Source organism: Emergencia sp. (genome assembly GCF_048465375.1).
Classification (GTDB): domain Bacteria; phylum Bacillota; class Clostridia; order Peptostreptococcales; family Anaerovoracaceae; genus Senimuribacter.
Genome location: NZ_DBFWLQ010000008.1, coordinates 252503 through 267429, shown reverse-complemented (window position 1 = coordinate 267429; position 14927 = coordinate 252503). Strand labels below are relative to the sequence as shown.

Annotated in this window: 11 protein-coding genes; 7 read left to right on the top strand and 4 right to left on the bottom strand. The window is 47.5% G+C overall.

The features are described from left to right. Positions 1 to 50 precede the first annotated feature (50 nt). Complete coding sequence (locus tag ACMQ5W_RS07530; protein WP_419024638.1) at positions 51 to 683, top strand: HAD-IB family phosphatase; 633 nt, start codon at positions 51 to 53, stop codon at positions 681 to 683. A gap of 13 nt (positions 684 to 696) precedes the next feature. Here the strand turns inward: ACMQ5W_RS07530 and cyaB are convergent, their stop codons facing one another. Further along, positions 697 to 1269 carry a class IV adenylate cyclase gene (gene cyaB / locus ACMQ5W_RS07525; protein ID WP_419024636.1) on the bottom strand — a complete coding sequence of 191 codons (573 nt, stop codon included), beginning with the start codon at positions 1267 to 1269 and terminating at the stop codon, positions 697 to 699. Between the two features lie 288 nt (positions 1270 to 1557). Beyond that, complete coding sequence (locus ACMQ5W_RS07520) at positions 1558 to 2364, bottom strand: IclR family transcriptional regulator (protein ID WP_419024634.1); 807 nt, start codon at positions 2362 to 2364, stop codon at positions 1558 to 1560. 117 nt (positions 2365 to 2481) lie between these two features. Here ACMQ5W_RS07520 and ACMQ5W_RS07515 point away from each other — a divergent pair, with 117 nt between their 5' ends. From ACMQ5W_RS07515 to nhaC, 4 genes are all read left to right on the top strand, one after another. Continuing rightward, entirely contained in the window at positions 2482 to 3831 is a 1350-nt protein-coding gene (locus tag ACMQ5W_RS07515; RefSeq protein WP_148490482.1) for a sigma-54 interaction domain-containing protein, read from the top strand. 174 nt (positions 3832 to 4005) lie between these two features. Next, a complete protein-coding gene (locus ACMQ5W_RS07510; protein WP_419024632.1) occupies positions 4006 to 5229 on the top strand; it encodes an arginine deiminase in 1224 nt (407 codons plus the stop codon). Between the two features lie 13 nt (positions 5230 to 5242). Next, a complete protein-coding gene (argF, locus tag ACMQ5W_RS07505) occupies positions 5243 to 6292 on the top strand; it encodes an ornithine carbamoyltransferase (protein ID WP_419024630.1) in 1050 nt (349 codons plus the stop codon). A 115-nt stretch (positions 6293 to 6407) separates the two neighbouring features. Beyond that, positions 6408 to 7898 carry a Na+/H+ antiporter NhaC gene (gene nhaC / locus ACMQ5W_RS07500; protein ID WP_419024628.1) on the top strand — a complete coding sequence of 497 codons (1491 nt, stop codon included), beginning with the start codon at positions 6408 to 6410 and terminating at the stop codon, positions 7896 to 7898. Between the two features lie 77 nt (positions 7899 to 7975). Here nhaC and ACMQ5W_RS07495 read toward each other — a convergent pair whose 3' ends face one another. After that, positions 7976 to 9745: a sigma-54 interaction domain-containing protein gene (locus tag ACMQ5W_RS07495; protein WP_419024626.1), complete on the bottom strand. Its 1770-nt coding sequence runs from the start codon at positions 9743 to 9745 to the stop codon at positions 7976 to 7978. Between the two features lie 380 nt (positions 9746 to 10125). After that, entirely contained in the window at positions 10126 to 11136 is a 1011-nt protein-coding gene (locus ACMQ5W_RS07490; RefSeq protein WP_419024624.1) for a proline racemase family protein, read from the bottom strand. 395 nt (positions 11137 to 11531) lie between these two features. Here ACMQ5W_RS07490 and ACMQ5W_RS07485 point away from each other — a divergent pair, with 395 nt between their 5' ends. Together ACMQ5W_RS07485 and ACMQ5W_RS07480 are read left to right on the top strand one after the other, a co-directional pair. Continuing rightward, positions 11532 to 12452 carry a glycyl-radical enzyme activating protein gene (locus tag ACMQ5W_RS07485; RefSeq protein ID WP_419024622.1) on the top strand — a complete coding sequence of 307 codons (921 nt, stop codon included), beginning with the start codon at positions 11532 to 11534 and terminating at the stop codon, positions 12450 to 12452. Then, positions 12449 to 14806, top strand: coding sequence for a glycyl radical protein (locus ACMQ5W_RS07480; protein ID WP_419024620.1), 2358 nt, complete (start codon positions 12449 to 12451; stop codon positions 14804 to 14806). The genes ACMQ5W_RS07485 and ACMQ5W_RS07480 overlap by 4 nt, the downstream gene beginning before the upstream one ends. Positions 14807 to 14927 lie beyond the last annotated feature (121 nt).

Below are 14927 nucleotides of genomic sequence, written 5' to 3'. Positions count from 1 at the left end.
TATTACAGCCCCATTTTGGTAAGAATAATACGAAAAGAGAGGTGACAGTATTGTACAAAAATATTGTATTCGTCGATTTTGATGGAACCATTACGACTGAAGATACTTTGACGGGAGCGATTTTTCCATTTGTGGACCATAAAGAATTCTTGGAGTATAACGGTAAGCTGGAGAAGGGCGAAATGACCCTGAGTGAAGTCGTGCGTTATGCTTATGACGACAGACCGGCGGAATGGATGCCCAAGATGCTTGAATATATTGATACCGTGAAAATTCGTCCCGGCTTTGAAGAATTTCTCGACAAGATGGCAGAGAAGAAAATTCCAGTCGTGGTCATTTCCGGCGGTTTCCGGCAGTTTTCTGAACGAAAGCTGGCGCCTTATATGGACAAAATTGCAGCCCTTCACACGGTTGAGATGACTGTGGAGGGGGATAAGATTAAATTAGTGTCTCAATACGACGATGGCAACGAATTGCTCAAGAAGACCGACGTCATGAAACTTTATGAGTACGAACATGCTATCGGTATCGGCGACAGCTATACGGACAAAAATATGGCCCAGGCCGTAGACACCTGCTTCGCGCGAGATGTGCTGGCAAAATACCTGGACCAGATCGGTATACCTTATCACCCTTATGAAGACTTTTATGAGGTGCTGAGGGGCCTGGAAGAAGTATTATAAGAATAATCAGGGATTATCTTTGCATCAGTAATTCCAGATAGGATTTCCTGGTCAGATGATCCCTGGATATACCCAGCTTATCTAACAACTGCAGTAACTGCTCTACTGCAGCGTCTCGTTCCCCCTCTGCCTTTGTCAGAGTTTCCAGTTCTAAATAGTCACCAAGTCCTGCAACGCTATCCAGACAAAGGGTGACTGCTGCTTTGCCGTCCGCAGAGGGCATCTTCCATTCCCGCCTAATTTTATCTACTGTAAACACTTCCTTGTAGCCCAAAGCCGTTAATAAATTTCTCATTACCGCAAGAGTCCCGACAGCGGTTTCGTATTCCTGCCGTGTGCTGGATTTTTGGTCCAGCTTAGGTCCTTTGTAGGTGATAAAGGTTTCGGAGCTGCCTGTGGTCAGATTACGACAGCTGCGAAGGCGCAGGGCTTCATCTGTCTTGATAAAGTTGCGGTCGTTTCCGTTGAAATAGATGTCGATTTCTTGCAGACTGTCTGCCGGGACAAAACCCATCTCCGCCACAGATCCTTGAATCTCCTCTTTTTTCAACTCCCCTAAATCAGCTTTGATTTCCACTTCTAACATATTACTTTCCTCACTTTCTGCTGTATCCCTATTTTCTTCTTATGTATTAAATTATATCAAAGTAAGGTCAGACAATCAATCAAAGGACTTGAAACCAATTTCAATAACAATATATATTCCTCGTTTTTCAGTGTAACGAAAAGAAAATACACAGGCAACCCTAGTTTTCGGAAGATTTGAAATCTTTGCTTTACATTCCGCGAGAACGTGATATTATGAGAATAGAAACACTGTTCCGGAATATCGTTCCGAAAAGTTAATGGATTTGATTGCTGCATGAATGCATCTTCAGGCAAGTGTTTTTTTCAATTCTTCGACAGTGTAATCCGCAGTTTTTAGAATGGCAGATATTTTGTGAGTAGCATCTAGAAGCCTGCTCTCAATATCCTCTTTCTTCGAGAGAATGCGGGACTTAGGACCTGAAACGCTGACTGCTGCAATGAGATTGTCGTTGGCATCATAGATTGGCGCTGCAAAGCACGATAAACCGTATTCAAATTCTTCATCGTCATACATGATGCCACACTGAAGATATTGTTCCTTTGCCAATTGGAATGATCTGTAGTCGATTACGGTGTTGGGGGTGCGCTTCTCCAAAGTATGCGAAAAGTATTCCTCCGCCGATGCCTCATCCATATGGGAGAGAATGGTCTTGCCCATAGACGAACAATAGAGTTCAGATAAAGGCAGTAAATTAGCCACTAATAGATAAGATGCAGCAGGGATGTTAAAAAGTGTAAGGACATAGTTTTTATAGGCGATACCTAAATTGACATTTTCTTCAATAGCAACCGCTAATTCAGTTAATATTGGTTCAGAAATATTTTTTAAAGATAATGAAGCATGCACTCGATTGCCATAGATGAGAAACTTAGGGCTGAGACTATACAAATCATCTGCGTTTTTGAAAAGCAGGCCAGCGGCTACCAGAGAGTTGAGGATTCTAAATGTTGTCACCTTAGGCATATCCAATATTTTTGCCAGGGTGCTGATACCAAGAGGTTCTGCTGATTCGCATAAGGCATCCAATATATCTACGGCGCGAATCACTGCGCTGCTGGTATCGGATTTATTATCGGCTTGTTTATCTATCATTGTATATCTCCTAAATATTCTGTATTTTAAATTAAATATAGCATATTTGGAAGAATATAGCAAGATTTGCAAATGTGACAGAGATAGAAAGAATGAAACAATTTGGTGGGAAAAGATATGGAAATAAATAATCTGGATAAGTTTACAAATGTCTATGGCAGAATTGACGCCATACTGATTGTGAATAAAAATAACATCATAGAGTATTCGGCAATGGTCACAGAGGATAAGGAGTATCTGCGCACAGATGATATTTTAGGCAAGAATTTATTTGACGTATATCCGGAACTGGACGAAAAGAGCAGTACACATGCCAGAGTGATGACCACAGGGCTGCCGGTGATCAATCAAAAACAGACGCTGACTGAACCGTCTGGAAGGCGGCATACTTCGATAACCAGCACCTTTCCTATTGAAAATGGCGGGGAATTGATCGGCAGCATTGATTTGTCGGTGGATTTGTCTGAGAAGAGCAGCACTGCCCAAAGGCGAAAGCTTTTCTCCATGAATGACATTGTCACCTGCAACGAGTCAATGAATCTGATTAAGGAGAAATTGGCGAAGATTGCCAAAAATGATTCTCCGGTCATGGTGATTGGTGAATCCGGTACCGGCAAAGAATTGATCGTAGAATCAATACATACTCACAGTCACAGATGTCAGTATCCGTTCATCTCTTTGAACTGTGCGGCTGTACCGGATGCCTTAATTGAAAGCACACTTTTTGGAACCGTAAAGGGCAGCTTTACGGGGGCTGAGAATAGAAAGGGACTTTTTGAATTGGCTGACAAAGGCACATTGTTCCTGGATGAGATCAATTCTATGAATATAGAGCTGCAGGCGAAGTTATTAAAAGTTGTAGAAGAACAGAGATATATGAAAGTCGGCGGTGAAAGCTATATCGATGTAGATGTCAGACTGATTTCGGCTATGAATATCAGCGCGCAGGAAGCAATAGATGCCAAAAAGCTGCGGCAGGACCTTTTCTATCGACTCAGTGTAGTGCAGTTTCTCGTGCCGCCGCTGAGAAAACGAAGAGAAGACATTACATTGCTGGCAGAACATTTTATCACCATATATAACGAGAAGATGAATAAGCAAGTTTCTGGCATCAATGACTTTGCCATGAAAGTATTACAGGATCATTCCTGGCCCGGAAATGTACGTGAGTTTAAAAATGTCATGGAGTCGGCCTTTAATGTGGTCGAGGGACAACAGATTCGTATGACAGATTTGCCAGATTATCTGATTACAGGCAGTAATATCCTCAGCGATTACGCAGAAGATGGCGTAACGGGGAATCTTGCACAAATGGTAGAGGATTATGAGAAAAAAATCATTTTGAAAGTTCTCAAATCATCGACATCGCTTAATAATGCGTCGGCAAAATTGGGCATTACCAGACAGACGCTGAAATACAAAATAGAAAAAATGCATATCGATTACCAGACGTTACTTGGCAAGTGAGGCAAATTTTTATACCGGCAAGGTGGTAAATTTTTTTGCATTCCTTCTATAAGAATTAGAAAAGTGTTGAAATTTCAACACTTTTTTCTTGGCATGATTGTTGCGATATAAAGAGATAAGAACAATCGCTTTAAGCTAATTGGTTTTATTTGACGCATATAGAAAGGAGAAACAATGAGCAAGATTAACGTCTATTCGGAGATCGGAAGACTGAAGAAGGTCATGCTCCACAGACCAGGGGACGAGATCGACGGCGTGATCCCACAGACCATGCCCCGCCATCTATTCGATGACATCCCGTGGAAGAAGGGGGCGCAGTACGAACACGACTGCTTCGCGGACATCCTGCGGGGCGAAGGCACGGAGGTGGTCTACATCGAAGACCTGTTCCGGGATTCCTTTGACAGGGAGGGGAGCCGAGAGGCCTTCCTGGAGCGGTTCCTGGACGTCCACGGCATATATAACAGGCACCTAAGGAGCCAGCTGACGGAATACCTGCTGTCCCTGGACGCCCGCGGCATGGCGGATAAAGTCATGGCGGGGGTCAGGAAGAGCGACATCGGGGGGAGGGAGGCTTCGGACTTCCGCCGCTTCTTTCCGGACGAGGAATACGAGCGGTACCATACGGAGCCCCTGGCGAACCTGTATTACACAAGGGACCCTGGTTCCTCCATCGGACGGGGCATGAGCTTCCACAACATGGAGAAGCTGGGCAGGGAGCTGGAGACCGTGGTCTGGCAGCAGATCTTCGAGAACCATCCGGACTTTGCCGACGAGGACACGCCCATGTGGCTCAGTAACGAGAGCCCCTTCGGCATCGAGGGCGGAGACATCGCAGTCCTGTCCAAGGAAGTCATCGCCATCGGCAGCAGCCTGAGGACAACGCCGGAAGCCATTGAGCAGCTGGCGCGCAGCATCCTGCCGCGGGATTCCTTCAAGAAGGTGCTTGCCTTCACCATCCCCCACGACAGGAAGTTCATGCACCTGGATACGGTGCTGACTATGATCGACCATGATAAGTTCACCATCCATCCGGGCATCGAGGCGACACTGGACGTCTTCGAGATCAGCCTGGGCAGGGACGGGGAGCTGGCATACAAGGACCGTTCCGCCCCGGTGGAGAAGGTGCTTTCCCAGGCTCTGGGCCTTGACAGCGTGCAGGTACTGCGCTGTGCGGGCGGCTCCTACATCGATGCCGAGAGGGAGCAGTGGAACGACGGAACCAACACCCTTGCCATCGCGCCGGGGACGGTGGTGACCTACAGCCGCAACGAGGTGACCAACGAACTGCTGGAGAAGAATGGCATACGGGTGCTGCAGATGCCGTGCGGCGAGCTTTCAAGAGGCCGCGGCGGCCCGAGATGCATGAGCATGCCGCTAGTGAGAGAAGATTTATAGGAGGAAATAAACAATGGAAGTAAGACACTTTATTGAGACAGATGATTTTACAAAGGAAGAATACCTTGAGATGCTGAAGGTGATCAAGTCCTTGAAGGATGCGGAGAGCAAAGGCATCCGCCTGCCGTTGCTGAAGGACCAGTCCCTGGCCATGATGTTCGACCAGCCATCCACCAGAACCAGGGTCTCCTTCGAGGCGGCTATGACCCAGCTGGGCGGTCACGCCCTCTATCTGGAGACCAAGACACTGCACTGCGGGGAAGACCGTGAAACGATTAAAGACACGGCACAGGTGCTGTCCGGTATGTGCGACGCCATCGAGATCAGGACAGAATCCCAGGACACCATCATCGAACTGGCAAAATATGCAGGTGTCCCTGTATTCAGCGGCATGAGTTCCAAGTGCATGCACCCGACCCAGGCTCTCTGCGACCTGTTCACCATGACAGAATACATGGAAGAGGGCAAGGAGATTGAAGACCTGGTCTACATGTTCATCGGCGATAACTCCGTGCTGGGCGACAACATCGGCGGCGTCTGCAGGACAGAGGCGAGACTTCTGTCAAAGATGGGCGTCACCTTCATCTCCTGCGCACCGAAGGAAGCGGAGATGGCGCCGGAAGACGTGGCATACTGCAAAGCGGAGATGGAGAAATCCGGCGGGAAATTCATCCAGACCAACGACCCCTATGAATACATCGACCAGGTGGACTTCATCGCCACGGATGCATGGTGGTACCACGGCAGCGACCATCTGAAGGACAAGAAAATCGCAACCTTCTATCCGATGTACGCGGTCAATAAAGAACTGCTGGCAAAGGCGAAGCCGTCCGTCAAAGTGATGCACAACCTGCCGGGAAACCGCGGCTACGAAATCGCTGACGATGTTTGGGACAGCGAACAGTCCATCTTGATCCCACAGGCGGAGAACAGATTACATACAGAGAAGGGCCTGCTCGTCTACTTCATGTACCCGCTCCTGAAAGAGAAGGAAGCGCTGCACACAGAAGAAGATATCGTTTACTACAAGGATGTTGTCGACGAACTGGTCTTAGGAAAATAACGGTAGGATGACCGGGCGGATGGCAGAGCCGTCTGTCCGGGATTCAGTGATTTATTCAGAGTTCTGGCAGAAATCAATAACTGAAGACAGCTGAATAGAGATAGGAGAAAGAAAGATGGGGAAGAAAATACCGTTCTGGCAGGCGATACTGGTTATCGTGGTCACTGCCTTTAACATCTGTTATTGTCTGGGCGTGCTGGAGAATGTCTTTGGCAAAGCCTTCGCCTGTTCTTACGGCGACATCCACGTGGGTCTGATCATATCAGCGATTTTTGCAGCCCTGGTGGCTGCAATCAATGGCTGGAAATGGCCAGTCATGGAGAAGGGTCTGCTGAAGTCCATCAACAGCACTATGCAGTCTATGCTCATCATCATTGTAACCGGCGCACTGATCGGTTCCTGGATCCAGGCGGGCATTGTGCCGGCCATGGTCTATTACGGATTGGGAATTCTGAGCCCGGGCTTGTTCCTGGTGGCGACCTGCATCATCTGCGCCATCGTGTCCTTATCAACAGGTACTTCCTGGGGCACCGCCGGCACCGTGGGCATTGCCCTGATCGGCATCGGCGGAGGTCTGGGGATTCCCACTGGCGTCGCAGCAGGCGCGGTCATTTCCGGTGCCTATTTTGGCGACAAGATGTCTCCGCTGTCTGATACGACCAACATGGCCTCAGCGGTAGCTGGCGTCAACCTGTTCGAGCATATCCGCCACATGGTCTATACTGTGACGCCGACCATCATCATCGCCTTGGTTTTGTACGCGATCCTCGGCATGCGTTATTCGGGAGAAACAGACATGTCCCAGGTGGAGGTTCTGCGCAGCGGTATTCTTGACTGCTTCAACATCAATCCTCTCCTGGTGCTGCCTCCGCTGTTCGTCATCGTCATGATCGCCTTGAAGCTTCCGGCTTTACCAGGTATGCTCTTTGGTGCAATCCTGGGGAGCGTCTTTGGCGTGATCTTCCAGGGCATTCCGATAGGCGACATCCCGTATGTATGGCATTATGGGTTTGAATTTGCAGACCCGGACAGCGTCCTGCCTGAACTGGTCGAGCTGCTGACACGCGGCGGCATGGATTCCATGCTGTGGACCATCCACCTGATGCTCTGTGCCCTGGCGCTGGGCGGCATCATGGACTGCACCGGCATGCTGGGCGTCATCACGGAAACCATGATGCGCCATGTTAAGAGAAGGGGCTCCGTAGTCGTAACGACCCTGTGCACGGCCATCTTCATCAACATCATCCCTGGCGATCTGTATCTGTCCATCGTCATGACAGGCAGGATGTACAAGGAAGTTTTCGAGGACATGCGGCTCAAGAGGAAGAACCTGTCCCGTATTCTGGAGGATTCGGCGACGCTGACCTCCAACCTGGTGCCGTGGAATGCCTGCGGTGCATATATGCAGGGCGTCTTCGGCATTCCTCAGTGGGGCGCGGGCGGTTATGCACCCTATGCCTTCCTCAATCTGATCTGTCCTTTCGTTTCTGCCTTTTATGGCTTCACCGGCATCACCATGGAGAAGATGACGGAAGAAGAGTATCAGCAGATTCTGATTGAAAGGGAAAAGGAGAAACAGGAAGCGCTAGCGGCTATTGAGGCATAGACAGACAACAAATTAGACAAAAAAGGACGCTCTCTGTGCAGGGAGCGTCCTTTTATAGATTTGACGGCAACGCATTGTCAATTGTCATTGTATTTTTCCAGCATGCGATAGAACGTGTTTCTGGAAACGCCAATCAACTCCGCAGCCTCTTTTTTGTTCCCGGCAGTCAGTTCTAAAGCTTCCTTTAACAGGCTGGCATAAGCATTGTCTATTTCGGCCAATTTTTGGTTCACCCGTTCTGCAGGCGTATCTGTAGAGATTGCTTTCAGCATGTAGCCTTTTGAAGCAATCGATTCTTCCAAGATCTCTTTGCTGATGATCTTGGACTTAGAGAGAACGGTAGCTCTGGTAATCACATTGCGCAGCTCCCGCACGTTCCCCGGCCAGTCGTATGACATGAGGATTTTCTTCGCCTGGCTGCTCAAAATCTTTGGCGTGTCGCGATAAGGTGCGGCTGCCTGACTGAGAAAGGTGTCAGAGAGCAAGACTAAATCGTCCTTTCGATCGCGAAGCGGCGGGATTTCTAAGGTCAACACCTGTAACCGGTAGTAGAGATCCTGACGAAACAACCCTTCTTCCACCATTTCTGCCAGATTTCTGTTTGTAGCGGTAATAAGCCGGACATTCACCGGAATCTGTTTGGAGCTTCCGATTCTCGTAACCATCCAGGTTTCCAGGACTCTCAGCAGTTTAGATTGAAAATGCAGCGGAAGTTCCCCTACTTCGTCGAGGAATAGGGTGCCGCCGTCAGCCAGTTCGAACTTACCGATCTGCCCGTTTTTAGATGCTCCTGTGAATGCTCCGCCGACATAACCGAAGAGTTCGCTTTCAATCAAACCGTCAGAGAAGTTGGCACAATTCAGAGCGACAAAGGGACCCTTGCGCCGCGGGCTGTAATTGTGGATTGACTGCGCGAACAGTTCCTTTCCTACGCCGCTTTCTCCAGTAATCAGAAAATTGAAGGGGCTGCTGGCATATTCTTTTGCCGTTCGTATTTTTTCTTTTATGGCTTTGCTCGCACCTACAATATCATGAAAGGTATATTCTGCAGCAAAACCCATGATTTTCCTTGTCCGCTTGATATCCTGCTGGCGGGAATGGGTGAGTTCGACCATTCCTCTGACCTTGCCTGCATCGTCTAATACGGGATACATATCGTTGGAAACCAGCTTGGACTCTTCCCCTGAATCAACAGGTTCAATGCGCACTTCCCAGTCGATGACTTCTTCTCCATTTTTTAGAACATCCATCATTTTCAGGCTGCTGCTGTTATCCTCCATGGAATGGACTTTTGCACCGATGTCTCTGATCACATCATTAATGTTGCGCCCCAGAGCGTCTTCTAAGTTGGGGATTGATAAATCCTTACAAAAACTGGTGTTTGCATATAACAGCGTCGCATTTTCGTCATAGATGGAAATGGCATTTTTGACAGAGTTCAGGCAGTGAAGGAGATGGCGGCTGTTGTTTTCATCTTTGCTGACCATTTCAAGTAAGTTGACGAGATCTTTTTGAATTCGCGCGACTGCCGCCGACTCCTGATGGCTGCAAAGAGAAATGATAATATAATCCTCCGCTTCACGAAAGAAGTGCAGTTCGTCATACTTCCCAAGCTCGGTCAGACTCAGCGTATGACCGGCTATTTCATCGCCTAAGGCAGCGGCATTGCAGTGGAGAACCAGACCGTCCTGCCTGCAGAAGAGCATGAGTTTTGTGGGAGGTTCGCTCTGCGCACACAGAAATTGAAAGAGGTTTCTGGCGAGGGCTGCTGATCCTGTGATCTGGCGATGCCCACTGGTTAGAGCCATTTCCTTAATATGCGTAATCAAAGTGTTTGTCGTTTCCATAAGCATTCCTCTCCTTTTCTGTGCTTTGCGGTACATCTTTTTCTACACAAAGGATACCACGGCTGCAAAAAAAATACAAGAACGGTCATCCATAATGATAATGTAATGGGAAGTGTCCGGGGGATCGGAGCTTTGCCGGCGGATGGTCATAAAAACTGCCGTAAAATAAGGGGCTGCCCCATAAACTAAGAAACGGCGCAGAGCATTGTTTTGATATGCTTTACGCCGTCTGGGCTGATTCATGAAAAATGAGGTCCGGTTTTGAGCTTATTGGGACAGCACCTTCATCCTATATGGGCAGGCTCCCCCTGCGGCTTCTTTCAGCCCGCCACGCTCAATTTATGCAGGCTTATCAAAATCAATGCAAAAAGCTCGTTACTCTATACGTCTAGTAAAAAGCCCTCTTGAAACGGATCTTTCGGATCCAGAATCCAGGTGGCGAATCCGATGACACAGGCGTTGCCGGTAATCTTTGGCACGATGGCCTTGATGCCTCCTACTTCGGTCTCTTCTACGATTTCACATTTAAATTTTGATCCGATGACGCTCTCGTGAACAAAGGACTCACCGACTGACAGCCTGCCTTCTGCATACAGGAGGGCGGCTTTGGCTGAAGTTCCCGTGCCGCAAGGGGAACGGTCGATGACCTTCGGCAGTGCGACGACCACATTTTGGATATCGGCGTCAGGGCTCTGCGCGGGACCAGAAAATTCAACGTGAGTCACCTGATCTACAAAAGGCAGCTCTGGATGGCGGACGACGACCTGTTCGTTGATGTCTTTGGCTATGGAGCGGGCGATTTCTGTAAACCTGCCGCAGTTTTCTGGCTTGATCTCAAGGCCGACCTTCTCTGCCGGCAGAATCGCATAAACATTTCCTCCCCAGGAGATATCCATGGTTAATTTCCCGAACGCAGCAGTTTCTACTTCGACATCTCTATTGAGGACCAGGGCTGGCGCATTGACAAAGGAAACCTCTTCTACCACGCCGTCTATGACTTTGGCTTCTACTGTAACGACACCGGCCGGCGTATCCAATTTTATCACCGTAATCGGCTCTTTTACGTCGACAAGCCCGGCTTCGATGAGAGCTACGGATACACCCATGGTATCATGTCCGCACATCGGCATCCAACAGCTGGCTTCAAAATACAATACGCCTACATCAGTACCAGGTGTACAGGGCTCTGTAATCAAAGTACCAGACATGATTTCACTGCCTCTCGGCTCAAACATCAAAACCTTACGGAACCAGTCTTCATGTTCTCGCATATATTCGAATTTTTCCTGCATTGTTTTTCCGGGAACATGGCGGAATCCGCTCACCACATTACGTGTAGGCTGTCCCAGGGTGTGTGTTTCGATGGTCCTGAAAAGTTTTCTGGCTTTCAAGTTAACACATCCTTTCTATTCATTATTTCTTTTTCAATTATATAAAGCAAAAAATGTGCCAATGGCATATATGGGGCAAAACGCACTTTTTTAGCATGGAATCGTAAAAAAGTGTCATAAATTTGGTACAAATCGATATTAGTGTGTTTCAAAATTGGAGCATAACGAAGTGGGTGCTTTTATTTGCAGGCATCTGGCTGGATAAGCGCATTCAATATGTGCCAAAAAAGGGACACGACTCCCTCGTTCTAAGCGATATATCTGAGAAAAATCGGCAAAATGTGATTGCTTTTCCCTATTTTAGCACAAAAAACATGCCTAGACAATCTTTTGACGATTGGCACGGAATTTGCTTTATATATGGCAACAGAAGAAAACAGAAAGGAGGTGTCAGGGTGATATTCAATATACAGAAATGTTCCATACATGATGGAGAGGGACTCCGCACCCTGGTATTTTTCAAGGGATGTCCTTTGAAATGCAAGTGGTGCGCAAATCCTGAATCACAGAACTATGATGCAGAAATCATGGAATCGCCGATTCGGTGTATTGGCTGCGGCGCATGCAGAGAGATCTGTCCCCAGGCAGCAATTTTGGAGGATGGAACCATTGACCGATCCCTCTGCGATAACTGTATGAAATGCATAGATGTATGCTACGCAGAGGCAAAGAAAATTACAGGCAGAGAATATACAGTAGAAGAATTATATAAAGAAATTGAAAAGGATAAACCGTTTTATTCCATGTTTGGAGGAGGTGTTACCTTTTCTGGCGGCGAACCTCTGACTCACAGTGAACTGCTGAAAGATATTGCGGAGAAATGTCATGAAAAAGGAATTAATGTAGTCGTGGAAAGCTGTGGCTGCGGAGACTTTGAGAAGTTTAAAATGGCACTTCCTTATATAGATTCCATGTTTATGGACATCAAGCATATCGATGCAGCCGTGCATAAGACACTGACTGGAGCTGGAAACGAACTGATTCTTGATAACATTAGAAAAATTTCGGAATACGGGATTCCGCTTACAATCAGAACACCTATTGTTCCGGGGCTTACCGATGCTGAAGAGAATATCAGAGGAATTGCGGAATTTGTGGCAGGTCTTCAGACGGCAAAGGAATATGAGCTTTTAGCTTATCACAGTCTTGGCGAATCAAAATACAAGGCACTGGGAAGAGGTTATGGGTTGGAAGATACAAAGACGCCCGATGATGAAAAAATGAGAGAACTTGTAAAAATCGGCAACAGCATACTGCTTCAATATGGGAAACAGTGCTGCTGGACGAAGAACAACAATAAGGAGGTAGTAAAATGATTTCAGAAAGAATAATTAGGTTAAGCGAAAAGGTGCGCGATACGCCAGTAACAATCTGTTTGGATCGTGCCAAACTGGTCACAAACTTTTACAGCGAGCCATCCATGGAACCGTTTATCTTGAGAAGGGCAAAGGTCTTTGCCCACGTCTTAGACAACAAGAAGATCTTCATCGATGACGATTCGATTATCGCAGGGCATTTGGCGTCCAGACTTCACGCAGCACCGCTGTATCCAGAGATGACAGCATGGCTGCGCGATGATTTGGAGGAACTGGATACAAGAGAATCCGACAACCTGCAGTTCATGCCAGGAGAAAAGGACGAACTACGAGAAATCGTTAAAAAATGGGAAGGAAGAACTTTTGGCGATATGACGGCAGAGCTGGCTGATGAAGATATGGATATCATGGTAGACATCGGTATCTTTACAAAGGGAGTCTCCAACAAGTCCACCATGAACCATGCGCCATGCTACGACGAAATGGTGACAAAGGGCTACCGCTACTATATCGATCAGTGCAAGGCTAACATCGCATCCCTCGATAGAATGAATATTGAAAACATGGAAAAGAAGTACACCTGGGAAGCCATGATTATCGTAATGGAAGCGATTATCCGATTTGCTCATAGATATGCAGATCTTGCTGAACAGATGGCGGCAGACTGCAAGGATAACGAACGCAAAATGCAGCTTCTCAATATGGCAGAAGTCTGCAAAATTGTTCCAGAGAATGCGCCGCAGAACTTCTACCAGGCAGCACAGTTTGTATGGTTTACCCACTTGGCGCTGCAGATGGAATATAACAGTAACGACAACTGTCTGGGCCGTTTTGACCAATATATGTATCCTTTCTATAAGCAGGATATGGAAAACGGAATCAGTGAAGCCTTTATCGCAGACGTCATTCACGAATTTAAGCTGAAAATTGCTGAATTGTGGGAAGTGCGTACTACGAGAGAATCTATCGCTTACCCAGGCTGCCCTCTGTGGATTCATATGATGATCGGCGGTGTTCTGCCTGACGGCAGCGACGGCTGCAATGAACTGACCAGACTGATTCTCCACTGCATGGAGGATCTGCAGACAAAAGAACCATGCGTATCCTTCCGCTACCATGACGGGGTAGATGAAGAGACTTTCAGACTGGCACTTTCTGTTGCAAGAAAGGGCGGAAGCCATCCGGCATTTTTCAACGACAGCACTAATATTTCCCATCTTCTTTCCCTCGGCCACACCCTGGAGGAAGCTAGGAACTGGGGTATCTGCGGATGTATTGAACCGAGCGTTCCAGGTATGACGGACTTCCAGTCTAATGCAGGCTATTTTAATCCGAGCAAGGTGCTTGAAATCACGCTGAACAACGGAAAAGATCCTCTGACTGGAAAGCAGATTGGGCCAGAGACAGGTGATATCAGAACCTTTACATCAGTACAGCAGATTATGGATGCCTATGCAGTCCAGCAGGATTACTTCATGGATAAGTTCTGCGAACTCTTTGACAGAATCGTTTCCTGCCATGCGTGGACAGCACCAACCATTACTGGTTCCTGTTTTACTCATGGATGCATGGAAAAGGGTCAGGTTCTTCAGCGCAGAGGTGCAGACCACAGATATTCCGCAGTGGCTATCACCGGTATTGCAAATATTGCGGACTCTTTAGCAGCAATCGAAGAGTGCGTATTCAATAAAAAGTATCTGTCCATGGATGAACTGATGGACCTTCTCGCTACAGACTTTGAAGGGAAAGAAAACCTGCGTCAGCTTTTGATCAACAAGGCGCCAAAGTATGGCAACGACATCGAAAGTGTAGACCAATATGCCCATTGGCTGACAAAGCTTTGCAACGACCAGATCTGCAAGCATACAGACGGCCGTGATGCAAAATATACAATGGTTATCTCCACGCAGTCTTATAACGTGGTACTGGGGCAGTTGATTGGCGCACTGCCTGATGGCAGAAAAGCCTATACTGCTCTTGCAGATAACGCATCACCGATGATCGGTATGGACGTGAATGGCCCTACTGCAGTCGTCAAGTCCCTTGGCAGAATCGATCCGCTGATTGCGCAGAGCGGCGTCCTGGTCAACCAGAGATTTGATCCGACCATCGTCAAAGGCGAGAAAGGACTGAATATCATTGAAACAGTCATTCGCACCTACTTCGATACACAGCATGGACAGCACATTCAGCTAAACGTAGTGGATAATGAAACTCTCTGTGCAGCACAGAAGGAACCACAGAAATATCGCAACATTCTGGTAAGAGTGGCAGGCTATTCTGCATACTTTGTCGATTTGGAAAAGGATATTCAGGATAATATCATCGCAAGAACACTGCAGCAGTCGCTGTAAAACAAATGTGATTTTCACTCTGCTTCTCTGCCCTGCTTTGCTTGCAGGCGGGGGAGCAGAGTTGAAATAAAAACGGTACTTGAGGAAGGAGGATGATACTTACACAAAAATAGGTCATGTC

Excerpts from the sequence above, each read along its gene's own strand:
- cyaB (WP_419024636.1), bottom strand. The coding sequence starts at position 1,269 with ATGTTAGAAGTGGAAATCAAAGCTGATTTAGGGGAGTTGAAAAAAGAG.
- ACMQ5W_RS07520 (WP_419024634.1), bottom strand. The coding sequence starts at position 2,364 with ATGATAGATAAACAAGCCGATAATAAATCCGATACCAGCAGCGCAGTG.
- ACMQ5W_RS07515 (WP_148490482.1), top strand. The coding sequence starts at position 2,482 with ATGGAAATAAATAATCTGGATAAGTTTACAAATGTCTATGGCAGAATT.
- ACMQ5W_RS07510 (WP_419024632.1), top strand. The coding sequence starts at position 4,006 with ATGAGCAAGATTAACGTCTATTCGGAGATCGGAAGACTGAAGAAGGTC.
- argF (WP_419024630.1), top strand. The coding sequence starts at position 5,243 with ATGGAAGTAAGACACTTTATTGAGACAGATGATTTTACAAAGGAAGAA.
- nhaC (WP_419024628.1), top strand. The coding sequence starts at position 6,408 with ATGGGGAAGAAAATACCGTTCTGGCAGGCGATACTGGTTATCGTGGTC.
- ACMQ5W_RS07495 (WP_419024626.1), bottom strand. The coding sequence starts at position 9,745 with ATGGAAACGACAAACACTTTGATTACGCATATTAAGGAAATGGCTCTA.
- ACMQ5W_RS07480 (WP_419024620.1), top strand. The coding sequence starts at position 12,449 with ATGATTTCAGAAAGAATAATTAGGTTAAGCGAAAAGGTGCGCGATACG.